The 21,957-nt window shown below is 71.1% G+C and carries 25 protein-coding genes; 19 read left to right on the top strand and 6 right to left on the bottom strand.

Annotated features, from left to right (window positions below; genetic code table 11):
- Positions 1–136 precede the first annotated feature (136 nt).
- On the bottom strand, positions 137–814 hold the full coding sequence (locus ACFQ3T_RS20765; RefSeq protein ID WP_380724977.1) for a hypothetical protein: 678 nt from the start codon (positions 812–814) through the stop codon (positions 137–139).
- 50 nt (positions 815–864) lie between these two features.
- On the opposite strand from ACFQ3T_RS20765, the gene ACFQ3T_RS20760 reads away from it, so the two are divergent.
- The 11 genes from ACFQ3T_RS20760 to atpD all read left to right on the top strand — a co-directional run bounded on the left by ACFQ3T_RS20760 (position 865) and on the right by atpD (position 10,896).
- On the top strand, positions 865–1,668 hold the full coding sequence (locus tag ACFQ3T_RS20760) for a hypothetical protein (RefSeq protein WP_380724976.1): 804 nt from the start codon (positions 865–867) through the stop codon (positions 1,666–1,668).
- Between the two features lie 43 nt (positions 1,669–1,711).
- Entirely contained in the window at positions 1,712–2,362 is a 651-nt protein-coding gene (locus ACFQ3T_RS20755) for an L-threonylcarbamoyladenylate synthase (RefSeq protein ID WP_380724975.1), read from the top strand.
- A gap of 116 nt (positions 2,363–2,478) precedes the next feature.
- Positions 2,479–3,639 (top strand): glycosyltransferase family 4 protein, encoded by a 1,161-nt coding sequence (locus ACFQ3T_RS20750; RefSeq protein WP_380724974.1) that lies wholly within the window; start codon positions 2,479–2,481, stop codon positions 3,637–3,639.
- Positions 3,640–3,705: 66 nt separating this feature from the next.
- On the top strand, positions 3,706–4,161 hold the full coding sequence (locus ACFQ3T_RS20745; protein WP_380724973.1) for a hypothetical protein: 456 nt from the start codon (positions 3,706–3,708) through the stop codon (positions 4,159–4,161).
- A 161-nt stretch (positions 4,162–4,322) separates the two neighbouring features.
- Positions 4,323–5,093 carry a F0F1 ATP synthase subunit A gene (gene atpB, locus ACFQ3T_RS20740; protein WP_380724972.1) on the top strand — a complete coding sequence of 257 codons (771 nt, stop codon included), beginning with the start codon at positions 4,323–4,325 and terminating at the stop codon, positions 5,091–5,093.
- Between the two features lie 61 nt (positions 5,094–5,154).
- Entirely contained in the window at positions 5,155–5,400 is a 246-nt protein-coding gene (locus ACFQ3T_RS20735) for an ATP synthase subunit c family protein (RefSeq protein ID WP_380724971.1), read from the top strand.
- Positions 5,401–5,427: 27 nt separating this feature from the next.
- Positions 5,428–5,973, top strand: a complete 546-nt coding sequence (locus ACFQ3T_RS20730; protein ID WP_380724970.1) for a F0F1 ATP synthase subunit B — start codon at positions 5,428–5,430, stop codon at positions 5,971–5,973.
- A 10-nt stretch (positions 5,974–5,983) separates the two neighbouring features.
- On the top strand, positions 5,984–6,820 hold the full coding sequence (locus ACFQ3T_RS20725; protein ID WP_380724969.1) for a F0F1 ATP synthase subunit delta: 837 nt from the start codon (positions 5,984–5,986) through the stop codon (positions 6,818–6,820).
- Between the two features lie 60 nt (positions 6,821–6,880).
- On the top strand, positions 6,881–8,524 hold the full coding sequence (gene atpA / locus ACFQ3T_RS20720) for a F0F1 ATP synthase subunit alpha (protein WP_380724968.1): 1,644 nt from the start codon (positions 6,881–6,883) through the stop codon (positions 8,522–8,524).
- A gap of 7 nt (positions 8,525–8,531) precedes the next feature.
- Positions 8,532–9,467, top strand: a complete 936-nt coding sequence (locus ACFQ3T_RS20715) for a F0F1 ATP synthase subunit gamma (RefSeq protein ID WP_380724967.1) — start codon at positions 8,532–8,534, stop codon at positions 9,465–9,467.
- Positions 9,460–10,896 carry a F0F1 ATP synthase subunit beta gene (gene atpD, locus ACFQ3T_RS20710; protein WP_380724966.1) on the top strand — a complete coding sequence of 479 codons (1,437 nt, stop codon included), beginning with the start codon at positions 9,460–9,462 and terminating at the stop codon, positions 10,894–10,896. The genes ACFQ3T_RS20715 and atpD overlap by 8 nt, the downstream gene beginning before the upstream one ends.
- A 70-nt stretch (positions 10,897–10,966) precedes the next feature.
- Here the strand turns inward: atpD and ACFQ3T_RS20705 are convergent, their stop codons facing one another.
- Complete coding sequence (locus ACFQ3T_RS20705; RefSeq protein ID WP_380724965.1) at positions 10,967–11,713, bottom strand: IclR family transcriptional regulator; 747 nt, start codon at positions 11,711–11,713, stop codon at positions 10,967–10,969.
- A 172-nt stretch (positions 11,714–11,885) separates the two neighbouring features.
- Here ACFQ3T_RS20705 and ACFQ3T_RS20700 point away from each other — a divergent pair, with 172 nt between their 5' ends.
- Together ACFQ3T_RS20700 and ACFQ3T_RS20695 are read left to right on the top strand one after the other, a co-directional pair.
- Positions 11,886–12,251, top strand: coding sequence for a F0F1 ATP synthase subunit epsilon (locus ACFQ3T_RS20700; protein WP_380724964.1), 366 nt, complete (start codon positions 11,886–11,888; stop codon positions 12,249–12,251).
- A gap of 22 nt (positions 12,252–12,273) precedes the next feature.
- Complete coding sequence (locus tag ACFQ3T_RS20695; protein ID WP_380724963.1) at positions 12,274–12,705, top strand: DUF2550 domain-containing protein; 432 nt, start codon at positions 12,274–12,276, stop codon at positions 12,703–12,705.
- A 19-nt stretch (positions 12,706–12,724) separates the two neighbouring features.
- Here the strand turns inward: ACFQ3T_RS20695 and ACFQ3T_RS20690 are convergent, their stop codons facing one another.
- Positions 12,725–13,603: an NAD(P)-dependent oxidoreductase gene (locus tag ACFQ3T_RS20690; RefSeq protein WP_380724962.1), complete on the bottom strand. Its 879-nt coding sequence runs from the start codon at positions 13,601–13,603 to the stop codon at positions 12,725–12,727.
- Positions 13,604–13,690: 87 nt separating this feature from the next.
- Between ACFQ3T_RS20690 and ACFQ3T_RS20685 the strand changes: the two genes are divergently transcribed.
- Entirely contained in the window at positions 13,691–14,053 is a 363-nt protein-coding gene (locus tag ACFQ3T_RS20685) for a winged helix-turn-helix transcriptional regulator (protein WP_380724961.1), read from the top strand.
- A gap of 60 nt (positions 14,054–14,113) precedes the next feature.
- Here ACFQ3T_RS20685 and ACFQ3T_RS20680 read toward each other — a convergent pair whose 3' ends face one another.
- Positions 14,114–14,686, bottom strand: a complete 573-nt coding sequence (locus tag ACFQ3T_RS20680) for a cob(I)yrinic acid a,c-diamide adenosyltransferase (RefSeq protein WP_380724960.1) — start codon at positions 14,684–14,686, stop codon at positions 14,114–14,116.
- A gap of 94 nt (positions 14,687–14,780) precedes the next feature.
- On the opposite strand from ACFQ3T_RS20680, the gene murA reads away from it, so the two are divergent.
- A complete protein-coding gene (murA, locus tag ACFQ3T_RS20675) occupies positions 14,781–16,040 on the top strand; it encodes a UDP-N-acetylglucosamine 1-carboxyvinyltransferase (RefSeq protein WP_380724959.1) in 1,260 nt (419 codons plus the stop codon).
- Positions 16,041–16,300: 260 nt separating this feature from the next.
- Positions 16,301–17,107 carry a hypothetical protein gene (locus ACFQ3T_RS20670; RefSeq protein WP_380724958.1) on the top strand — a complete coding sequence of 269 codons (807 nt, stop codon included), beginning with the start codon at positions 16,301–16,303 and terminating at the stop codon, positions 17,105–17,107.
- Positions 17,108–17,363: 256 nt separating this feature from the next.
- On the opposite strand, the gene ACFQ3T_RS20665 is transcribed toward ACFQ3T_RS20670, so the two are convergent.
- Complete coding sequence (locus ACFQ3T_RS20665) at positions 17,364–17,660, bottom strand: hypothetical protein (RefSeq protein WP_380724957.1); 297 nt, start codon at positions 17,658–17,660, stop codon at positions 17,364–17,366.
- 214 nt (positions 17,661–17,874) lie between these two features.
- On the opposite strand from ACFQ3T_RS20665, the gene ACFQ3T_RS20660 reads away from it, so the two are divergent.
- The gene (locus ACFQ3T_RS20660; protein WP_380724956.1) at positions 17,875–19,866 is read left to right on the top strand and encodes a protein meaA; all 1,992 of its coding nucleotides are present in this window, start codon (positions 17,875–17,877) and stop codon (positions 19,864–19,866) included.
- Here the strand turns inward: ACFQ3T_RS20660 and ACFQ3T_RS20655 are convergent.
- Positions 19,863–20,429, bottom strand: a complete 567-nt coding sequence (locus tag ACFQ3T_RS20655) for a cysteine hydrolase family protein (protein WP_380724955.1) — start codon at positions 20,427–20,429, stop codon at positions 19,863–19,865. The two genes, ACFQ3T_RS20660 and ACFQ3T_RS20655, sit on opposite strands and share 4 nt — an antisense overlap.
- A gap of 71 nt (positions 20,430–20,500) precedes the next feature.
- On the opposite strand from ACFQ3T_RS20655, the gene ACFQ3T_RS20650 reads away from it, so the two are divergent.
- Positions 20,501–21,451, top strand: a complete 951-nt coding sequence (locus tag ACFQ3T_RS20650) for a GlxA family transcriptional regulator (protein ID WP_380724954.1) — start codon at positions 20,501–20,503, stop codon at positions 21,449–21,451.
- An 81-nt stretch (positions 21,452–21,532) separates the two neighbouring features.
- Complete coding sequence (locus ACFQ3T_RS20645) at positions 21,533–21,829, top strand: YiaA/YiaB family inner membrane protein (protein WP_380724953.1); 297 nt, start codon at positions 21,533–21,535, stop codon at positions 21,827–21,829.
- The last annotated feature ends 128 nt before the right edge of the window (positions 21,830–21,957 follow it).

The following is a 21,957-nucleotide window of genomic DNA, read 5'->3' as shown; positions in this document are numbered from 1 at the left end:
CCGGCGGCCGTGCCTGTCTGCCGCGCCCGGCGGCCGTGCCTGTCTGCCGCGCCCGACGACCGTGCCTGACGAGCGTGTCCGCTTCGCCACCGCCTGCCGCGCCTGTCTGCCGCGTTCGACGGTCGCCGGCGCGACGTCACGGGCTGGACAGGTCGGCCATCGTCTTCAGGCGCGACCGGGTGTTCTCCCAGCGTTCCGGCGGCCCGGCGGAGTAGAGGACGTACTCGACGCCGTCCACCTCCCAGAACACCGTTGCGACCCTGGTCGGGCCGGACGCCTCCACGTCCTCGAACTCCCAGCCGACGGCCGGGTGGTCGCGGACCGTCGTCGCGGCGAGGGTCAGCCGCCGGTGGGCCGGTTCGCGCTCGCGCTGCGCGGCGGCCTCGGTGATGCGGTCCAGCAGGGACTTCGACGGGTCGGTGACCGGCGCGCCACCGAACCTCACCTCCTCGCGCGGCGAGGCGGGGTCGACGGCGACCAGCGTCGTGGCGACCGTGCCGCCGGAGCGCCGCCACCCGGCGGGGACCACGGTGGTGAGACCGCCCGGGGCGGTCACCTGTTCGACGTCCGGGGGCAGGGCGGAGGTCGACGTGGTGCCCGTGGTGCTCGCCGTTGTTGTCGTGGCCGTGGTGGGCGTGGCTGTCGTCGTGGGACCTGCCGGCAGCGTCGAGGGCGCGGCGACGGCGGTGGGCGCCGGGTCGTCCAGCGCCAGGTAACCGGCCGCGCCCGCGAGCACGACGTACAACGCGGTGAAGGTCAACGCCAACGGCAGCGCGCCGATCGTGTTCTTCCGGTCCACCGGGCGCTTCGCCATCCGGATAGTCTGGCCGCCGACGCTCCGGCGAGTAAATCGGAGAACCGGTGATGCCTGCCAACGGGCCGAACGAGTGGGACGACCTGCGCCGGTGGGTGGCCGCGCGCATCGCCCGGCCGATCGACCTCACCGCGTTCGCCGACCACGACCGGGCCCGCCTGACCCGCTCCCGCGCCGCCCTGGCCTCCGCCCTCGACGAACCGCTCGCGGCGGCCGACGCGATCCGAGCCGAACTGTCCCGCTCCGACGCCGCCCGAGCCGAACCGGACCGCGCCGAGCGCTCCTTCGCGGAACCCGCCCCCGCCGTGCCCGGCCGCGCCGGTCCGGCCCGTGCCGAGTCGGGTCGCGCCGAACCCGCCCAGGCCGAACCCGCCACCCCCGAACGCGGCCGCGCCGAACCCGCCCACGAGACCAGCCTGCGGGCCGACGACCTGCTCCGCGTCCACCTCTCCCTCGCCCTCGCCGCCCGCACCACCCACATCCGCGACGTCACGCCCGGCGGCGCGCTCGTCATCACCGGCCGCGCGCAGCTCGCCGAGTGCCGCGCACTGGCCGACGAGATCCTGACGACCGCCCCGGACCCGGAGCTGGTCGCCTTCGCCACCGACCTGCGGCACCGGGTGGCGCGCGGCGAGCGGTGGCGGTGGGTCGCGCCCCGGTCCGCGGTGGGCTTCGGCGTGGTGGCGCTGGCCGTCCTGGTGCTGCCGTTCGTGGGCGGCGCGGTCGACGACCCGCTCGTCACGGCGGCGGGCGTGCTGCTCGGCGGCGCCTTCGTGTTCGCGTCCGTGGTGGCCCACCGCAAGCAGCAGTGGGCCGTGGACGCCGAAACCGCCTCCGCCCGCCCGCAACCGTGACCTCCGCCGCAGTCACCGGGCGCGCTGTGCTTGGATCAGCGGGGTGAGCACGGTCTACGATTGCAGCGTTCAGGCCGACCGGACGGCAGGCCTCACCGCCGCGGCGGGCGCGGTGCGCTCCGGGCGCCTCGTGGTCCTCCCCACCGACACCGTCTACGGCATCGGGTGCGACGCGTTCGACGCGACCGCGGTGCGCGCCCTGCTGGAAGCCAAGGGCCGCGGGCCGGACATGCCGGTGCCCGTCCTGGTCGGCTCGTGGACCACCATCGACGGCCTGGTCCTCAGCGTTCCCCGGCAGGCCCGCGCGCTGATCGAGGCGTTCTGGCCCGGCGGGCTCTCCCTGGTCCTGCAGCACGCGCCCTCGCTCGCGTGGGACCTCGGTCACACCCGCGGCACGGTGATGCTGCGCATGCCGCTGCACCCGGTCGCCCTCGAACTGCTCCGCGACGTCGGCCCGATGGCCGTGTCCAGCGCGAACAAGTCCGGCTTCCCGCCCGCGGGCACCGCGCAGGAGGCGTGGGACCAGCTCGGCGAGGAGGTCGGCGTCTACCTGGACGGCGGCCCGGCCGCCGAGAACGTCGCGTCCACCATCGTCGACCTGACCGGCCCGGACCCGGTGGTGCTGCGCGAGGGCGCGGTGCCGATCGCGGAGGTGTCCGAGGTGCTCGGCGTCGAAGTCGAGGTCGCGCGCTAGTGGATCTTGTCGATCGGAGTAGCGTGGTGGTCCCCAAGCCCGAACCACCCGACCAACTCGGTCACGTCGATCCCGTCGGTCCGCCCGACCCCCCATCCCCGAGGGGCTAGCCAGCTGTGGGCCAGTTGCCTGCCGTGTCCAACGTCCTCCCGGTCCGGGAGTACCTGCTCGTCGCGCTGACCGCCGCCGTCGTGACGTTCCTGCTCGTCGGCCTCGTGCGCAAGCTGGCGTTCCGGATCGGCGCGGTCGCCTACCCGCGCCAGCGCGACGTCCACGTCAAGCCGATGCCGCGGATGGGCGGCCTCGCCATGTACGGCGGGGTGCTGGGCGGCATGCTGCTCGCGCACCAGCTGCCCGTGCTGCGGTCGGCGTTCGACTTCTCGTACGACCCGTACGCCGTCATCGTGGGCGGCGGGGTGATCGTCCTCGTGGGCGTGCTGGACGACCGGTTCGAGCTCGACTCCCTGACGAAACTCGCCGGCCAGGTCACCGCCGCGGGCATCCTGGTGCTCTTCGGGCTCCAGTGGCTGCTGTTCTGGGTGCCGTGGGGCGACGACGGCGAGGGCACCGGCTCGCTGCTGTCGCTGGACCAGAACCAGGGCGCGATCCTGAGCGTGCTGCTGGCCGTCACCATGGTCAACGCGATGAACTTCGTGGACGGACTGGACGGACTCGCCGCGGGCATCGGGCTCATCGCCGCCACCGCCACGTGCGTGTTCTCCATCGGCCTGCTGGCCAACAACGGCGGTGACGTCGGCGCGTACCCGCCGGCCCTGATCGCCGCCACGCTGGCCGGCGCGTGCCTCGGCTTCCTGCCGCACAACTTCAACCCGGCGCGGATCTTCATGGGCGACTCGGGGTCGATGCTGATCGGTCTGATGCTCGCCGCGGCCACGATCTCCGCCTCCGGCAAGATCAACTACGAGTCCGTGCGCGCGACCGACGTCCTCGGCCTGCTCTCGCCGCTCGTCGTCGTGGCCGCCGTGCTGTTCGTGCCGCTGCTCGACCTGCTGATGGCCGTGGTGCGGCGCACCCGGCGCGGCGAGAGCCCGTTCTCCGCGGACAAGATGCACCTGCACCACCGGCTGCTGGAGATCGGCCACTCCCAGCGCCGCGCGGTGCTGTTGATCTACTTGTGGGCGGGCGTGCTGGCGTTCGGCGCGGTGGCGCTGACGTTGTTCGACGTCGTGGTCGTCGTGTGGTGCCTCGCGATCGGGCTGCTGCTCGCCCTGCTGGTCTCCGCGATCCCCAGACTTCGCGAAGTCCGCCGTTCCTGACCCCCGCCGGCAGGTCGAGCACCAAGCCTTCTTTACACTCGGTTCCGACCAGTGGGAAGGGGTGACATGACCCAGGACAGCCCTAAGAGCACCGAGTGGACGCACGAGGCCGTCGTGCGGCGGCTCGCCGGCGAGATGTTCCGCGGTGCGATGTGGGCGGCGCTGGGCACGGTCGCCGTCGGCGCCGTCCTCTGGACCGTGCTGGCCGGCGTCCCCGGGTTGGTCGCGGCGTTGATCGGCGGCGCGCTCGCGTGCCTGTCGTCCGTCGGGACGCTCGTGGTGATGCGCAAGACCGCCGCGCTGCCGCTCCAGGTGATCATGGTGGCGGCGCTGGCGGGGTTCATGGGGAAGCTGATCCTGCTGATCGTGGTGATGGTGCTGCTCCGCCAGTTCCCGGTGCTGCACACCAACGCGCTGGCACTGACCATGGCCGCGACGATCGTGGTCGCCACCTTCATGGAGGTGCGCGCCTCCAAGCGCAGTCGCAGTCAGATGGTGGTCCCGACCCCTGGAAACACCTGATCTACCGGCTGGTACGGTGCGCGCAAGACGGGACACCCAGCTAGGTGGGGTGCCTCTCGTGGGCGCTTGCGGTCCGTAAGGTACGTTAAGTCCCGATCGTGACGATTCCCCCGGCGGAGTGAACGCCGGCCGGGAGAACCGGAAGGAACACAGTGACCTGGATGGTGCTGGCCGCGGGCGATGAGTTCGTCGCTCCCGGCACGAAGGACTTCTTCCTGCCACCGATCTTCGGCAGCGTCACCAAGCCCATGGTGCTGTTGGTGCTGTCGATCTTCATCATCGGTGCGTTCTTCATCGCCGCGACCCGCAACCTCAAGCTTGTCCCCGGCAAGTTCCAGTTCGCCGCGGAGTCGCTGTACGACGTGGGCCGCAACTCCATCGCCCGCGAGCAGATCGGTGCCAGGGACTTCCGGCCGTACGTGCCGCTGATCCTCACGATCTTCACGTTCATCCTGGTGAACAACCTGTTCGGGCTCATCCCCGTGGTGCAGTTCCCGACCATGTCGCACATCGGCTTCCCGTTGGCCGTGTCGTTGCTCGTCGTTTACCCGGTATACCACTACGCGGGCATCCGCAGGCACGGCCTGGTGCAGTACCTGAAGAACCAGACCATGCCCCCGGGCGCACCGTGGTTCGTGCTGCCGCTGCTCATCCCGATCGAGTTCTTCCAGAAGTTCGTGTTGAACCCGCTCACGCTCGCGATCCGTGTTTTCGCGGCCATGTTCGCGGGGCACCTGCTGCTGCTTGTGTTCACCCTGTCCGGTGAGTACCTGCTGTTCGCGGGCGGCATCACCGTCGTGGTGGCGCCGGTCGCCTTCATCTTCGCCATCGCGCTGACGTTCCTCGAAGCGCTGATCATGGTGCTACAGGCCTACATTTTCGCTCTGCTGTCAGCCAGCTACATCGGCGCGGCGCTGGCTGAAGAGCACTGAGAAATATCAAGCCTCCGATCCGCGAGTGTTCGCGGACCGAGTTGGAAAGGGAACAGCACAAGTGAGCGCTATCGTTCTTGCGCAGGAAGCCGTCAACCTGAACCAGGGTCTGGCTGCCATCGGTTACGGCCTCGCGGCGATCGGCCCCGGCATCGGCGTGGGTCTCATCTTCTCCTCGGTCATCAACGGCACCGCCCGTCAGCCCGAGGCTCGCGGCGTGCTGCTGGGCCTGGCCTGGACCACGTTCGCCATCGTCGAGGTGCTGGCGCTGCTCGGCTTCGTCGTGTACTTCCTCGCCACTGCCTGACGTTCATCGCACTAGGAGAAGGTCGTGATGAATACCCTCATCCTGGCGGCGGAAGGCCCGATCAACCCGGTCCTGCCGCACACGTCCGAGATCATCATCGGTCTGATCGCGTTCCTCCTGCTGTTCTTCGTCATCAAGAAGTTCGTGACGCCGCGCTTCGAGACGTTGTACGCGGAACGCGCCGCCAAGATCGAGGGCGGGATCGAGAAGGCCGAGCAGGCGCAGGCACAGGCACAGCAGGCGCTCGAGCAGTACCGGGCGCAGCTGGCCGAGGCCCGCGCGGAGGCGGCCCGCATTCGGGACGACGCCCGCATCGAAGGCGAGCAGATCATCACTGAGCTGCGCGCCAAGGCGCAGGAGGAGTCCGCGCGGATCGTCGCGCAGGGGCAGACCCAGCTGGAGACGCAGCGCGCGCAGATCGTCGCCGAGCTGCGGGGCGAGCTGGGCCGGCTGGCCATCGACCTGGCGGACCGGGTCGTCGGCGAGTCGCTGGAGGACGAGGTCCGCCGCCGGGGCACCGTCGACCGGTTCCTCGAGGACCTCGACGGCACGTCGGCTCCGGCCGCCAAGTGAGGGAACGCTGATGACGCTGCACGCCGCCAGCCGTGACGCCCTGGCCGCCGCCGAACTGCGGCTGCTCGAGGTCGTCGACGGCACGACCGGCACGACGGCCGGCCAGTCCTTGGCGAAGCTGGGCGAGGAGCTGTTCGCGGTCGTCAGCCTGCTGTCGGCGCAGCCCGCGCTGCGCCGGGCGCTGGCCGACAACTCCTCCGACCCCGCGTCCCGTGAGCAGCTGCTGCGCGGTCTGTTCGACGGCAAGGTCGCCGACGAGACGGTGCAGGTGCTGACCACGGTCGTCACCGCGCGCTGGTCCAGCCCGCGCGAGCTGGTCGACGGCGTCGAGTCGCTGGCCCGCACCACGCTGCTGGTGCGGGCGGAGCGGGAGGGCAAGCTCGACTCGGTCGAGGACGAGGTGTTCCGGCTCGGCCGGATCATCGCGGCCAACCACGAGCTGGAGCTGGCCCTGTCCGACCCGGCGGCGGAGCCCGCCGCCAAGGTCGCGCTGGTCGACAGCCTCGTCGCCGGCAAGGTCGACGAGACCACCAAGACCCTGGTGGACCAGCTCGTGCGCGAGCCCCGCGGTCAGGGAATCGTCAGCGGCCTGGGCGACCTCGCGTCGCTCGCGGCCAAGCGCCGGGAACGTTCCGTCGCCTACGTCCGTTCTGCCGTCGAGCTGGACGCGGCGCAGCTGGACCGCCTCGAGACCACGCTGACCCGGATCTACTCCAGGCCGATCGCGCTGCACGTGGAGGTCGACCCCTCGTTGCGGGGCGGCCTGCTGATCAAGATCGGCGACGAAGTCATCGACGGAAGCGTGGCCGGTCGGCTGGCGTCGCTGCGCCGCGACCTCGCCGGCTGACCGAACCGGAACCGCGGCCCACAAGCCCCTTTCCCAGAACGAAGTGAGAGCAGGAACGACATGGCGGAGCTGACGATCTCGTCGGACGAGATCCGCAGTGCGATCGAGAAGTACGTCTCGGCCTACTCCCCGGAAGTCAGCCGGGAAGAGGTCGGCGTCGTCGCGGAGACCTACGACGGCATCGCCATCGTCGAAGGTCTGCCCGGCACCATGACCAACGAGCTGCTGGAGTTCCCCGGCGGCGTGCTCGGCGTGGCCCTGAGCCTCGAGGTCCGCACCATCGGCGCGGTCATCCTCGGTGACTTCGACAAGATCGAAGAGGGCCAGGAGGTCAAGCGGACCGGCCAGGTGCTCTCCGTGCCGGTCGGCGACGGCTTCCTCGGCCGCGTGGTGAACCCGCTCGGCCAGCCGATCGACGGCCTCGGCGACATCGTGGCCGACGACAACCGCGCCCTGGAGCTGCAGGCCGCGTCGGTGCTGCAGCGCCAGCCGGTGAGCGAGCCGATGCAGACCGGCATCAAGGCGATCGACTCGATGACCCCGATCGGCCGCGGTCAGCGCCAGCTGATCATCGGCGACCGCAAGACCGGCAAGACCGCGGTCTGCATCGACACGATCATCAACCAGAAGAAGGCCTGGGACTCGGGCGACCCGCAGCAGCAGGTGCGCTGCGTGTACGTCGCCATCGGGCAGAAGGGCTCCACCATCGCGGGCGTCAAGGCCGCGCTGGAGGAGGCGGGCGCGCTGGAGTACACCACCATCGTCGCCGCCCCCGCGTCCGACTCGGCCGGCTTCAAGTGGCTCGCGCCGTACACCGGCTCGGCCATCGGCCAGCACTGGATGTACCAGGGCAAGCACGTCCTGATCATCTTCGACGACCTGACCAAGCAGGCGGAGGCGTACCGCGCCATCTCGCTGCTGCTGCGCCGCCCGCCGGGCCGCGAGGCGTACCCGGGCGACGTCTTCTACTTGCACTCGCGCCTCCTCGAGCGTTGCGCGAAGCTGTCCGACGACATGGGCGGCGGCTCGATGACGGGTCTCCCGATCATCGAGACCAAGGCCAACGACGTGTCGGCGTACATCCCGACCAACGTCATCTCGATCACCGACGGCCAGTGCTTCCTGGAGTCGGACCTGTTCAACGCCGGTGTGCGCCCGGCCGTCAACGTGGGTATCTCGGTCTCCCGCGTCGGTGGCGCCGCGCAGATCAAGGCGATGAAGACGGTCGCCGGCTCGCTGCGCCTCGACCTGTCGCAGTTCCGCGAGCTGGAGGCGTTCTCCGCCTTCGCCTCGGACCTCGACGCGGCGTCCCGCGCCCAGCTGGAGCGCGGCGCCCGCCTGGTCGAGCTGCTGAAGCAGGGCCAGTACTCGCCGGTCCCCGTCGAGGAGCAGGTCGTCTCGATCTACCTCGGCACGAACGGCTACTACGACGACGTCCCGGTGGGCGACGTCCGCCGCTTCGAGTCGGAGTTCCTCGACCACGTGCGCCGCAGCCACGACGTGATCCTGTCCGACATCCGCGAGTCCAAGAAGTTGTCCGAGGACACGGAGAAGGGCATCGTGGACGCGGTCACCGCGTTCAAGCAGCAGTTCAGCGCCACGGGCAGCACGACGGTGAACGACGTGCCCGCCGCGGCGATGGACGCCGACAAGGTCGGACAGGAGTCGGTGAAGGTCCACCGACCCGCTCCGGCCGAGAAGTGACGTAGGCATGGCGGCACAGATCCGGGAGCTGCGCCAACGCATCCGCTCGGTCAACTCGACCAAGAAGATCACCAAGGCGTACGAGCTCATCGCCACGTCCCGTCTCGCCAAGGCGCAGACGAGGGTCGCGGCGTCCCGTCCCTACGCGGAGGAGATCACCTCGGTGCTCTCCGCGCTGGCGACGGCGTCCGCGAACCTCGACCACCCGCTGCTGACCGAGCGCAAGAACCCCCGCCGTGCCGGCGTGCTGGTCGTCACCAGCGACAAGGGCATGTGCGGCGGCTACAACGCCAACGTGCTGCGGGCCGCCGAGGAGCTGCTGTCGCTGCTGCGGTCCGAGGGCAAGGAGCCCGTGCTCTACGTCATCGGCCGCAAGGGCGCGAGCTACTACAGGTTCCGCCGCCGCGCCATCGCGGGCGAGTGGAGCGGCTTCTCGCAGCTGCCGCACTACGTCAACGCCGTCGAGGCCGGTGACGCGCTGGTCAAGGCGTTCGTCGCGGGCAGCGACGACGAGGGCGACCAGCCCGGTCCGGACGGCGTGCTCGGCGTGGACGAGCTGCACGTGGTCTACACCGAGTTCAAGTCGATGCTGAGCCAGACGCCGGTCGCCAAGCGGATCGCGCCGATGGTCGTCGACTTCGACCCGGAGCCGAACCGGCTCCAGTCGGTGTACTCGTTCGAACCGAGCGCGGAGACCTTGTTGGGCGCGTTGCTGCCCAAGTACGTCAAGACCCGGCTCTTCTCGGCACTGCTGGACGCGGCGGCCTCGGAGTCGGCGGCGCGACGGACCGCGATGAAGGCGGCGACGGACAACGCCACCGAGCTGGTCCGGAACCTCAGCCGCCAGGCGAACCAGGCCCGCCAGGCCCAGATCACCCAGGAGATCAGCGAGATCGTCGGTGGCGCCTCCGCGCTTACCGGTGGCGCAGGAAGTGATGAGTGACATGAGTGCTACTGCCACCACCACCCGCACCGGCCGTGTGGTCCGGGTGATCGGTGCCGTCGTCGACGTGGAGTTCCCGCGTGGCGCGGTGCCGGAGCTGTTCAACGCACTGAGCGTGGAGATCACCTACGAGGCGGTCGCCAAGACGCTCACCCTCGAGGTCGCCCAGCACCTGGGCGACAACCTGGTCCGCACGATCTCGATGCAGCCGACCGACGGCCTGGTCCGCGGCGCGGCCGTGACGGACACCGGTCGGGCCATCAGCGTGCCCGTCGGCGACGTCGTCAAGGGGCACGTGTTCAACGCGCTCGGCGACTGCCTCGACGAGCCGGGCCTCGGCCGTGACGGCGAGCAGTGGGCCATCCACCGCAAGGCGCCGTCGTTCGACCAGCTCGAGGGCAAGACCGAGATCCTGGAAACGGGCATCAAGGTCATCGACCTGCTGACCCCGTACGTCAAGGGCGGCAAGATCGGCCTGTTCGGCGGCGCGGGCGTGGGCAAGACGGTGCTCATCCAGGAGATGATCACCCGTATCGCCCGCGAGTTCTCCGGCACGTCGGTGTTCGCCGGCGTCGGCGAGCGCACCCGTGAGGGCACCGACCTCCTCCTCGAGATGGAGGAGATGGGCGTTCTCAACGACACCGCCCTGGTGTTCGGTCAGATGGACGAGCCGCCCGGCACGCGCATGCGCGTCGCGCTGTCCGCCCTGACGATGGCGGAGTACTTCCGCGACGTGCAGGGCCAGGACGTGCTGCTGTTCATCGACAACATCTTCCGGTTCACCCAGGCGGGTTCCGAGGTGTCGACCCTGCTGGGCCGCATGCCGTCCGCCGTGGGTTACCAGCCGACGCTGGCGGACGAGATGGGTGAGCTCCAGGAGCGCATCACCTCGACGCGCGGTAAGTCGATCACCTCGCTGCAGGCCATCTACGTGCCCGCGGACGACTACACCGACCCCGCGCCGGCCACCACGTTCGCCCACCTGGACGCGACGACGGAGCTCTCCCGTCCGATCTCCCAGAAGGGCATCTACCCGGCGGTGGACCCGCTGTCCTCGTCCTCCCGCATCCTCGAGCCGTCGATCGTCGGCGAGGAGCACTACCGGGTGGCGCAGGAGGTCAAGCGGATCCTGCAGAAGTACAAGGAGCTGCAGGACATCATCGCCATCCTAGGCATGGACGAGCTGTCCGAGGAGGACAAGGTCCTCGTCGGCCGCGCCCGTCGCCTGGAGCGCTTCCTCGGCCAGAACTTCATCGTGGCCGAGAAGTTCACCGGCCAGCCGGGTTCGTTCGTGCCGATCAAGGACACGATCGAGGCGTTCGACCGCGTGTGCAAGGGCGAGTTCGACCACTACCCGGAGCAGGCGTTCTTCTCCTGCGGCGGGTTGGACGACGTCGAGGCCAACGCCAAGAAGCTCGCGGGCAAGTAAGCCTTCGGAGCGTTCAGGGCCGTCCCCGCGGTGCGGGGGCGGCCCTGCCCCGTTTCCGGGGGCCGCCGGTTCAGGCGGAGGTCCAGCCCAGGGCGCGGGAGATCGCGAGCCCGCACGTCCGCACCGCCGGCACGACCGAGTCGGTGCGCGTCCCCGTGGGCACGACGACGGACACGGCGGCCACGACGTCGCCCTCCGGGCCGCGGACGGGCGCGGCGACCGAGTACGTGATCATCTCCAGCTGGCGGTCGCTGATGGCGTGGCCGTCGCGGCGGACGCGGGCCAAGGCCTCGCGCAGCGCCCCGGCCGACGTGATCGTCATCGGCGTGAACCTCTTCAACGGCGCCGACAGCACTGCCTCCTGCACGGCGACCGGCGCGGCGGCCAGCAGCACCAGGCCGACCCCGGTGCAGGGCAACGGCATCCGGCTGCCGACCCGCGTCACCACGTTCACCGCGTCGCGCGCCGAGATCCGCTCGACGTAGACGACGTCCGTGCCGTCCCGCACGGCCGGCTGGACGTTGTGCCGCGTCACCTCGTACAGGTCCTCCAGGAACGGCACGGCGCGGTCGCGCAGGTCCAGGCTGCCGGGCGACAGCGCGCCCAGCTCCAGCAGCCGCAGGCCGACCGCGTACCGGCCGTCGGCGGTGCGGTCGAGGGCGCGCAGCCCGGCCAGGGACGCCACCAGCCGGTGCGTGGTGTTCAGCGGCAGGCCGGAGTGGCGGCTCAGCTCGGACAACGTCAGCGCGGGCCGGTCCACGGTGAACGCGGCCAGCAGCGAGAACGCCCGCTCCAGCAGCGACTTCGGCGGCGTCACGGGCCCAGTCTTCCACCGGCCGGGAGCGCGGCGGCGGGTGGCGCGCGCCACCTCGGACGCCCGTGCGCCGGCCCGCACGTCACGCAGAACGCGTCTGGGGGTGGCTGGTGCGGCGGTGTGTTCCGGTCACCGTTTAGACTGCACGTGACTCCAGTCGACGAGGGAGATGCGCGTGGCCGAGATGACCGTCCAGTTGGTCGCCGTGGAACGCCGCCTGTGGTCCGGAACGGCCACGTCGGTGGTCGCGCAGACGCTTGAGGGCGAGATCGGCATCCTGCCCGGCCACGAGCCCGTGCTGGGCCAGTTGGTCGAGGGCGGTGTGGTCCGCATCCGGACCACGGACAACGAGCTCGTCACGGCGGCCGTGCACGGTGGCTTCCTCTCCGTGACCGGCGACGGGGTGAGCATCCTCGCCGAGGACGCGGAGCTGTCCGGCGAGATCGACGTCGAGCAGGCGCGCGCGGACGCGCAGAACGCGGACGACGTGCAGCGGGCCCGGGCGATCGCGCGGCTCCGCGCCGCGGGACACACGGTCTGACGCGGACGAGCGGACAAACGCCGTGGGGATCGCCGAACTGGTCGGGGTGGTCCTGTTCGGCGCGGTGGTGGTGCTCGCGTACCTCACCTGGCGCCGGGTCCGGTTGCTGCGCGCGGGCGGTGTGCACGTCGCGCTGAGGTTGAGACTCGAGGACTCCGGCCGCGGCTGGCACCTCGGTGTCGGGCACTACCGGGGCGACGAGTTCACGTGGTTCCGCGTGCTGAGCCTGCGCTCCGGCCCGGACATGGTGATCTCCCGCGAGGGCTTCGAGATCGACGACCGCCGTGAGCCGACCGCCCCCGAGACGTACGCGATGCCCGCCGGCGCGGTCGTGCTCCGCTGTCGCGGCAACCGTGGCGAGGTCGAGATCGCGATGGGCCCGGACGCGCTGACAGGATTCCTGTCCTGGTTGGAGTCAGCGCCTCCGGGCCGTTCCATTCCCTGGGCCTCCTGACCCGGGCGGTGTCCGCCGGTCAGGCGGGCTGCTTGATGCTCTCGAAGATCCGGGCGAAGCCCTCCTTGCCGTGACCGGCGTCGATCTGCCGCCGGATCAGCCGCTGCACCATGTCGACCACCTCCGTGCTGATGCCCTGCGCGGCGCTGGCGGCGACCATGTCGCCCAGGTCGGAGAACTCCAGGCTCTGCTGCCCGGGGACGGTGTAGTCGCCGCCGTCCACCACCGCGGCGTAGCCGGCCAGCCCGCCCGTCATCGCGGCCAGCCACGGCGCCGCGCGCTCCGCGAACTCCGTCGCCGACACCCCCGCGCCCGCGACCATCGCCGCGCCGTGCAGGAACCCGGCGAACATGACGTACATGCCGGCCAGGAGGGCGAGGTCGTACAGGGACGCCAGGCCGGGGTCCGCGCCGAAGTACGTGCTCTCGCCCCACAGGTCGAGCAGCGGCCGGTACCGGTCGAAGGCGTCGGACGACCCGCTGTAGAGGATCGACGAGCCCGGACCGCCGATCATCGACGGCACGGCCATGATGCCGCCGTCCAGGTACGTGACGCCGTGGGCGTCGGCCCAGGCGGCGATCTCCCCGGCCTGCTCGGGGGTGGTCGTGGTGACGTTGACCAGGGTGCGGCCGGCGAGGCGGTCCACCACCGGGTCGAGGACCTGGTGGACCGAGGCGGCGTCGAGGAGGCACGCGATCACGAGGTCGCTCGCCGTCACCGCGTCGCTCGCCGTGGCGGCCTCGGTGGCGCCCAGTCCGACCAGGGCGTCCGCCTTGCCGGGCGACCGGTTCCAGACCGTGGTGGGGTGTCCGGCGCGCGCGAGGGCGGTCGCCAGGGCGCGGCCCATCTCGCCGAGGCCGAGGACCGTCACCGTGGCGGTGTTGTTCGGGTTCGTCATGCCTTGATCGTGGCTTGAACCGGTATGTTCGACCAGTACGGACTATTAAGTGCAGTACCCACCTTTTGGTAAGTGCGGGAGGCTCGGATGGCGACGACGGCGCGGCGCGGCCCCTACTTCTGCGGCCTCGACGCCGCGATGGACGTGGTGTCCGGCAAGTGGAAGTCCCTGATCCTGTGGGAGCTGCGCGAGCACGGCGTGCGGCGGTTCGCCCAGCTCCGCCGCGGTCTGCCGGGGGTGAGCGAGAAGATGCTCGTCCAGCAGCTCCGGGAGATGGAGGAGGACGGGCTGGTGCACCGCGAGGTGTACCCGGAGGTGCCGCCCAGGGTCGAGTACACGCTGACCGGGGAAGGCGTGTCGCTGAACGCGGCGCTGGAGGCGCTGGGGGAGTGGGGCGTCGAGCGCATGCGGCGCATCGGCGCGGAGAAGGTGGTGCACGTCGCGTCCTGACGGGGACGCGGACAGCACCCGTTGTGCCCGGCCGCGGGGCGCGGCCGGGCCACCGGACCGTCAGGCGTTGGCGCCCGGCTGCCAGAGGACGTCACCGTCCGGGTTGGCCACCCGGGCGAGGATGAACAGCAGGTCGGACAGCCGGTTGAGGTACTTCGCGGTCAGCACGTTCGTCTGCTCGGCCTCGGCCTCGATCAGCGCCCACGTGCCGCGCTCGGCCCGCCGCGCGATGGTCCGGGCCTGGTGCAGCAGGGCCGCGCCGGGCGTGCCGCCGTTGAGGATGAACGACTCCAGCTTGCCCAGCCGGGCGTTGAACTCGTCGCACCACGCCTCCAGCCGGTCCACGTACGCCTGGGTGACGCGCAGCGGCGGGTACTTCGGGTCGGGCACGACGGGCGTGCACAGGTCGGCCCCGACGTCGAACAGGTCGTTCTGGACCCGCCGGACCACCTGCGCGACGTCGTCGTCCAGCGCGCCGAGCGCCAGCGCCACGCCGAGGGCGGCGTTGGTCTCGTCCACGTCGGCGTACGCGGTGATCCGGGGCGACGTCTTGGGCACGCGGGAGAAGTCGCCGAGCCCGGTGGTCCCGTCGTCGCCGACCCGGGTGTAGATCTTCGTCAGGTGCACGGCCATGCACAGCACTGTAGACACCGCAGGCAGCCACCACGGGCGGGCACGATTCAGTCCGAACGTAGGATTGCGGCACATCGAGCGAGGAGTTCCCTACGTGAGTGAGCACTTCCGGGTCCAGGGCGGTGGGCGTCTCGTCGGCGAGGTCGACGTCGTGGGCGCGAAGAACAGCGTGCTCAAGCTGATGGCGGCGGCACTGCTGGCCGAGGGCACCACCACCATCACCAACTGCCCGGAGATCCTGGACGTCCCGCTGATGGCGGACGTCCTGCGCAGCCTGGGCTGCGAGGTGGTCCTCGACGGCGACGTGGCCACCATCACCACGCCGAAGGAGCTCAACCACCGCGCCGACTCGGAGGCGATGGGCAAGCTCCGCGCGTCCGTGTGCGTGCTGGGGCCCCTGGTCGGCCGGTGCAAGCGCGCGGTGGTGGCCCTGCCGGGTGGTGACGCGATCGGCAGCAGGCCGCTGGACATGCACCAGAACGGCCTGCGCAAGCTCGGCGCGCACAGCGAGATCGAGCACGGCTGCGTGGTCGCCGAGGCCGAGGGCCTGCACGGCGCCCAGATCTGGCTCGACTTCCCGAGCGTGGGCGCGACCGAGAACATCCTGATGGCGGCGGTGCTGGCGGACGGCACCACGGTCATCGACAACGCCGCCCGCGAGCCGGAGATCGTGGACATCTGCGTGATGCTCCAGCAGATGGGCGCGAAGATCGAGGGCGCGGGCACGTCCACGCTGACGGTCCACGGCGTGGAGTCGCTGCGGCCGACCGAGCACCGCGTGATCGGCGACCGGATCGTCGGCGCGACGTGGGCGTTCGCGGCCGTGATGACGCGGGGCGACATCACCGTGCGCGGCGTCAACCCGCACCACCTCGACCTGGTGCTGGAGAAGCTGCGGATGGCGGGCGCGGAGGTGACCACGTTCGACAGCGACGGCTTCCGCGTGGTGCAGCGCGACCGGCCGCGGTCGGTGGACTTCGTGACCCTGCCCTACCCCGGTTTCGCGACCGACCTCCAGCCGTTCGCGATCGCCCTGTCCAGCATCGCCGACGGCACGTCGATGATCACCGAGAACCTGTTCGAGGCGCGGTTCCGGTTCATCGAGGAGATGGTGCGGCTGGGCGCGGACGCGCGGACCGACGGCCACCACGCCGTCGTGCGCGGCGTGGAGCGGCTGTCCAGCGCGCCGGTGTGGGCGTCGGACATCCGGGCGGGCGCGGGCTTGGTGCTGGCCGGGCTGTGCGCGGACGGCGCGACCGAGGTGTACGAGATCTTCCACATCGAGCGCGGCTACCCCGGTTTCGTGGAGAACCTGCGCAAGCTGGGCGCGACCGTGGAGCGCGTGAACGCCTAGCGCGGCGCGCCCGGCGCGGGAACGCGCCGGAATGGGTCGGGGACGGTCCGTGATCGGACCGGTGAATCGGTCCAAAACGGTCCTTTTCGGTGTCGAAATTCGGTTCCCGGACGTCGTGCGCACCTCTTCCCGGCGTCCGGGCTCGACGCCGTCGAAGTAGTTTTCCCTTTCACCGCAAAGAGGTTGTGGCCAGTCGATCGACAGGCAAGGATGTGCGTCGTCTTGCTTGGCTGAAGTGACATCAGAGGGGGCAGTCGAAAGTGCGATCGAAGAGAGCGATGGCGGCGGTGCTGGGTCTCGTGGCGGCGGTGTCCGTCGCGACGGCGGCGCCGGGTGCCGCGCAGGGGCGCGACTACCAGCCGTTCGGCGCGGACAAGGCCGTCGAGCGCCAGCAGCAGGACTTCCAGGCCAACACGACCAACGGCGAGTCGTTCCTCGAGGTCAACGCCGCGGGCAACCTGGTCTACTGGCGTCGGACGGCCGACGGCTACACGTTCTACAGCCAGGTCCGCGGCTGGGGCTGGGGCGGCACGCGGATCGTGTCGACCCTGAACGCGGACACGTTCGTCGAGGTCAAGGGCGACGGCCGGCTCTCGAAGTGGACGTGGGACGGCTACAACTACCACGAGCAGGTCGTGGGCTGGGGCTGGCAGAACGCGCGTCTGCTGTCCGGCGTCTCGTGGGACAAGTTCGTCGAGATCAACCAGCAGGGCAACCTGGTCCTGTGGCAGTTCGACGCCGCCAACAACCTGTCCTCCACCACCATCGGGTGGGGCTGGGGCGGCACGCGGCTGATCACCGGCCTCGCCGACCTCGACTTCCTCGAGGTCAAGGGCAACGGCCTGGTGTCGGAGTGGCTGGACCAGGGGGCCGGCCTGGAGGAGTTCCCGCTCACGGGCGCGGACTTCTCGACCGTCCGGCTGATGGCCGGCATGGACATCAACCACTTCCTGCTGATCGACGGCTACGACGGCAGCCTGTGGGAGGCCACGTACAACGAGTCCGACTACACCTGGTACCCGGTGCAGCGCGGCTGGGGCTGGAACGGCACGCGACTGATCGGCTGACGCCGATCCGCTGACCAACGGCGGGCCTCGACCGAATCCGGTCGGGGCCCGCCGTTCGTCTGCGTGGGGGTTCGTCTGCGTGCCGTTCGTCTGCGTGCCGTTCGTCTGGGTGCCGTTGGTCTGCGTGCCGCTCGGTCCGGCGCGCCGGCGGTCGTCCGGGTGTGGTCGAGGTCCGCTGTCCCGCCGTGCCCGCTGTCTTCCCGGGTGCCCGCTGTCCCGCCGGCGGGCGCCCGCGCCGGGGACGGGCCGGTCCCGCTCAGCGCAGCAGCAGCTTCGCGTCCGGCACGTCGGCGGGGAACACCATGAGCCGGTGCAGGCCGTCGCGGCGCACCACGGTCACCCTGATGCGGGCCGTCCGCAAGCGCTTGGCCAGCACGTCCGCGGCCGCCCGCGTCGGCACCGCGGCGACTTCGGTCAGCAGGCCGAAGTCGTCTCCGGTGTAGTCGGGCACGGCCCGCCGGTCGTTGCCGAACGCCCACCGCAGCACCAGCGCCAGCACCGCGAACACGGCCACCAGCAGGAGGAACGGGGTGAGCGTGGTCACGTCGTCCATCGTGCCCCAGCTTCGATTCAGTGAGCAACGGCACGCGCGCCCCCGGTTACTCGCCAGTACGCTACGAGCCAACGCGAGGTCGCGTCGATCGTTCGCGGCTCGTTCTCCGGCGATCACGCCCTTCGACCGCCGGCACACGAGGCGCGAGCGGTCGACTTCCAGACGACCCCGCCCGCGACGCCCGAGGCGGCGCAATGAGACACAGGAGGTTGCCGTGCCGTACCCGGCCGACCGAGAGCGCGACCGCCCGTGGGTGATGCGGACGTACGCGGGTCACTCCAGCGCCGCCGCCTCCAACGCGCTGTACCGCCGCAACCTGGCCAAGGGTCAGACGGGCCTGTCCGTGGCGTTCGACCTGCCCACGCAGACCGGTTACGACCCGGACGACGAGCTGGCCAGGGGCGAGGTGGGCAAGGTCGGCGTGCCGATCAGCCACATCGGCGACATGCGGCAGCTGTTCGACCAGATCCCGCTGGCCGAGGCGAACACGTCCATGACGATCAACGCGACGGCCATGTGGCTGCTCGCGCTGTACGTGAGCGTCGCCGAGGAGCAGGGGGCCGACCGCGCCACCCTCTCGGGCACCACGCAGAACGACATCATCAAGGAGTACCTGTCCCGCGGCACGTACGTGTTCCCGCCCGGGCCGAGCCTGCGGCTGATCACCGACATGGTCGCGTGGACCGTGTCGAACGTGCCGAAGTGGAACCCGATCAACATCTGCTCGTACCACCTGCAGGAGGCGGGCGCGTCGCCCGTGCAGGAGATCGCCTACTCGATGTCCACCGCGATCGCGGTGCTCGACTCGGTGTTCGACTCCGGCCAGGTGCCCGAGGAACGGCGCGGCGAGGTCGTCGCGCGCATCTCCTTCTTCGTCAACGCCGGGGTGCGGTTCGTCGAGGAGATGTGCAAGATGCGGGCGTTCGTCCAGCTGTGGGACGAGATCACCCGTGACCGGTACGGCATCGCCGACCCCAGGCACCGCCGCTTCCGCTACGGCGTGCAGGTGAACTCGCTCGGGCTGACGGAGGCGCAGCCGGAGAACAACGTGCAGCGGATCGTGCTGGAGATGCTGGCCGTGACGCTGTCCCGCGACGCCCGCGCCCGCGCGATCCAGCTGCCCGCGTGGAACGAGGCGCTCGGCCTGCCGCGGCCGTGGGACCAGCAGTGGGCGCTGCGCATGCAGCAGGTGCTGGCCTACGAGACGGACCTGTTGGAGTACCAGGACATCTTCGAGGGCTCGCACGTCGTCAAGGCCAAGGTGGACGAGATCGTCGAGGGCGCGCGTGCCGAGATCGACCGCGTGCAGGCGATGGGCGGCGCGGTCGCGGCCGTCGAGTCCGGGTACATGAAGTCGGCGCTGGTGTCGTCGCTGGCCGAACGTCGTCGGCGCGTCGAGTCCGGTGAGGACGTGGTGGTGGGCGTGAACAGGTTCGCCACCACCGAGCCGTCGCCGTTGCAGGCCGAGGGCGCGAACGCGATCCTCCAGATCGACCCGATCGTGGAACAGCAGGCGGTGGAGGCGATCCGGGCGTGGCGGTCCTCCCGGGACGAAGCCCTGGTGAAGTCCACTGTGGACGACCTGCGCGAAGCGGCGAAGACGGACCGGAACCTGGTCGAGGCCACGATCGCGTGCGCGAAGGCGGGCGTGACGACGGGCGAGTGGTCGCAGGCGTTGCGGGAGACGTTCGGCGAGTACCGGGCGCCGACCGGCGTCTCCGCCGCGTCCGCGTCGGGCGAGGCGGGCGCGGAGATCGGCCGGGTCCGGGAACGGGTCCGGGCGACCGGCGAGGAGCTGGGCGAGCGGCTGCGCATCCTCGTCGGCAAGCCGGGCCTGGACGGGCACTCCAACGGCGCCGAGCAGGTCGCCGTGCGGGCCCGCGACGTCGGCTTCGAGGTCGTCTACCAGGGCATCCGGCTCACGCCCGCGCAGATCGTGGCCGCCGCCGTGCAGGAGGACGTGCACGTGGTCGGCCTGTCCATCCTGTCCGGCTCGCACCTCGAGGTCGTGCCCGCGGTGGTCGAGGGCCTGCGCGCGGCCGGCGCCGGGGACGTGCCGGTCATCGTCGGGGGGATCGTCCCGCCCGACGACGCCGACAGGCTGCGCGAGCGCGGGGTGGCCAGGGTGTTCACGCCCAAGGACTACGAGCTGACCCAGATCATGGACGAGATCGTCACCGTGGTCCGCGAGGCCAACGGCCTCTAGACCACGTCGTCCGTCGAGACGACCTCCGCGAACCCGCCGCCCCGCAGGTTGGTCGCGGTGGCGGCGGAGAGCTGGTCGGCGGTCAGGTCCTCCAGGTCGAACGTGAACGTGGCGTCGAGGACGACCTTGACGCGGTAGCCGAGGTTGCCGCCCACCCGGGCGGTCGTCTCCACGCACATGTTCGTCTGGATGCCGGCCAGCACGACGTCGGTGATGCCGCGCCCCCTCAGCCACGCGTCGAGGTCGACCTCGCCGTGGAACGCCGAGTTGACGTCCTTCGCGAACACCAGGTCGGCGTTCGCGCCGTCCAGCTCGGGCTTGAACCGGTTGCCGTCCTGGCCGGGCCGCAGCGGCGAGTCGGGCTTGGTGGAGTCGTGCCGCACCAGCACCAGCGGCCCGGTCCAGGACGCGAGGAGCCGGGCGATGTTGGCCTCCGCGTCGGGGTTGTCGCGCTTGCCCCAGGACGGGTCGTCGAACCCCCGCTGCACGTCGATCAGGATCAGGGCGCTGTTCGCGTGGGCGTTCTTCGCCCGGGAGTTCTCGGTGGGGGCGCTGTGCGTCATGCACCGAGTCTGCGTCGGCGGGGACGTCCGGCGTGAGTGGCGGATCAGGCGCGATGGGGTACTTTCCTGCCATGCGCACGGTCGGGGTCCTGGTGTTGCCGGGCAGCCGGATGTTCGACATCTCGGTGGTCAGCGAGGTGTGGGGCGTCGACCGGAGCGACGCCGGGATCGGCCCGTTCGAGCTGCGGCTGTGCGCGCCGGGGCGGGTGTCGACGCCGGTGGAGCCGGTGGGCGTCATCCCCGCGACGCACGGCCTGTCCGGCCTGGCGGGGTGCGACCTGGTGGTCGTGCCCGGCCGCGTCGACCCGCTGGCCCCGGTGCCGCCGGCCGCCGTGCGCGCGCTGCGGTCGTTCCCCGGCACGGTGGCCGCGCTGTGCTCGGGCGCGTTCACGCTGGCGGCGGCCAGGGTGCTCGACGGACGTGAGGCGACGACCCACTGGCGGCTGCTGGACGCGCTGGAGCGGGCCGCGCCCCGCGCCCGCGTCGCCCGCGACGTGCTGTTCACCGACGGGGACGACGTGCTGACGTCGGCGGGCGTGGTCGGCGGGCTCGACCTGTGCCTGCACCTGCTGCGCCGGGCGCACGGCGCCGACGTGGCCGCCGCGCTCGCCCGCCGGCTGGTCGTGCCGCCGACCCGGGAGGGCGGGCAGCGCCAGTACGTCGACCCGCCGTTGCCGACCAGGCCGGACCGCGCCGGCATCGCGTCCACAGTGGACTGGGCGGTGGACCGGCTCGGCACGTCGATCGGCGTCGCCGACCTGGCCGCGCACGCCGGGATGAGCGGGCGCACGTTCCACCGGGCGTTCCTCGCCGCGACCGGCAGCACGCCCGGGCGGTGGCTGCAGGTGCAACGGGTGCTGCTCGCGCAACGCCTGCTGGAGACCACGGACCTGCCCGTGCACCGCGTGGCCGACCGCTCGGGCCTCGGCACGCCCGCGAACCTCCGCCGCCGGCTGCGCGCCGAACTCGGCGTCGCGCCCGACGCGTACCGCCGCACGTTCCGGGTGCCCGCGGCGTCCTGACGCACGTCGGCGCGAAGTCGGGGCGTGCGAATGAGTAGCGGTACTCATGACAGGGGACGGCGGCGGAGGGATTCTTCCGGCATGACCTCCACCGCGAAGCCGCACTCGCCCACCACCACCGCCTTCTACGCGCAGGCGGTCGTGTCGTTCGCCATCTCGCTGGCCGCCGTCGGGCTCGGCGTCGCCTACCTGCCGGTGGACGGCTGGGTGCGGGCGTTCCTGGCGCTGGGCCTGCTGTTCACCGTCACGTCGGCGTTCACCCTGGCCAAGTGCGTCCGCGACCGGCAGGAGGAGACGTACGTGGTGAGCCGGGTCGACCAGGCGAGGCTGGAGAAGCTGCTCGCCGAGCACGACCCGTACCGGGTCGAGGTGGCCTGACCGTCAGCCGGCGGCGCGGTCGTCGAGCCACGACAGCAACGCGGCGGCGTGCGGGTTGCCCTCGCGCCGCGCGCGCTCGGCCGACACCCGCGCCCAGCGCCGCACCAGCGGCTCCAGCTCGACCGCCC

Source organism: Saccharothrix hoggarensis (genome assembly GCF_042678885.1).
Taxonomy (GTDB): Bacteria; Actinomycetota; Actinomycetes; order Mycobacteriales; family Pseudonocardiaceae; genus Actinosynnema; species Actinosynnema hoggarensis.
The sequence above is the reverse complement of the archived record's forward strand: the minus strand, read 5'-3'. Positions and strand labels throughout refer to the sequence as shown.

Coding starts and splice junctions, on each gene's coding strand:
- ACFQ3T_RS20765 (WP_380724977.1), bottom strand. CDS start 814: ATGGCGAAGCGCCCGGTGGACCGGAAGAACACGATCGGCGCGCTGCCG.
- ACFQ3T_RS20760 (WP_380724976.1), top strand. CDS start 865: ATGCCTGCCAACGGGCCGAACGAGTGGGACGACCTGCGCCGGTGGGTG.
- ACFQ3T_RS20745 (WP_380724973.1), top strand. CDS start 3,706: ATGACCCAGGACAGCCCTAAGAGCACCGAGTGGACGCACGAGGCCGTC.
- atpB (WP_380724972.1), top strand. CDS start 4,323: ATGGTGCTGGCCGCGGGCGATGAGTTCGTCGCTCCCGGCACGAAGGAC.
- ACFQ3T_RS20730 (WP_380724970.1), top strand. CDS start 5,428: ATGAATACCCTCATCCTGGCGGCGGAAGGCCCGATCAACCCGGTCCTG.
- ACFQ3T_RS20725 (WP_380724969.1), top strand. CDS start 5,984: ATGACGCTGCACGCCGCCAGCCGTGACGCCCTGGCCGCCGCCGAACTG.
- atpA (WP_380724968.1), top strand. CDS start 6,881: ATGGCGGAGCTGACGATCTCGTCGGACGAGATCCGCAGTGCGATCGAG.
- ACFQ3T_RS20715 (WP_380724967.1), top strand. CDS start 8,532: ATGGCGGCACAGATCCGGGAGCTGCGCCAACGCATCCGCTCGGTCAAC.
- atpD (WP_380724966.1), top strand. CDS start 9,460: ATGAGTGACATGAGTGCTACTGCCACCACCACCCGCACCGGCCGTGTG.
- ACFQ3T_RS20690 (WP_380724962.1), bottom strand. CDS start 13,603: ATGACGAACCCGAACAACACCGCCACGGTGACGGTCCTCGGCCTCGGC.
- ACFQ3T_RS20685 (WP_380724961.1), top strand. CDS start 13,691: ATGGCGACGACGGCGCGGCGCGGCCCCTACTTCTGCGGCCTCGACGCC.
- ACFQ3T_RS20680 (WP_380724960.1), bottom strand. CDS start 14,686: ATGGCCGTGCACCTGACGAAGATCTACACCCGGGTCGGCGACGACGGG.
- ACFQ3T_RS20665 (WP_380724957.1), bottom strand. CDS start 17,660: ATGGACGACGTGACCACGCTCACCCCGTTCCTCCTGCTGGTGGCCGTG.
- ACFQ3T_RS20655 (WP_380724955.1), bottom strand. CDS start 20,429: ATGACGCACAGCGCCCCCACCGAGAACTCCCGGGCGAAGAACGCCCAC.
- ACFQ3T_RS20650 (WP_380724954.1), top strand. CDS start 20,501: ATGCGCACGGTCGGGGTCCTGGTGTTGCCGGGCAGCCGGATGTTCGAC.
- ACFQ3T_RS20645 (WP_380724953.1), top strand. CDS start 21,533: ATGACCTCCACCGCGAAGCCGCACTCGCCCACCACCACCGCCTTCTAC.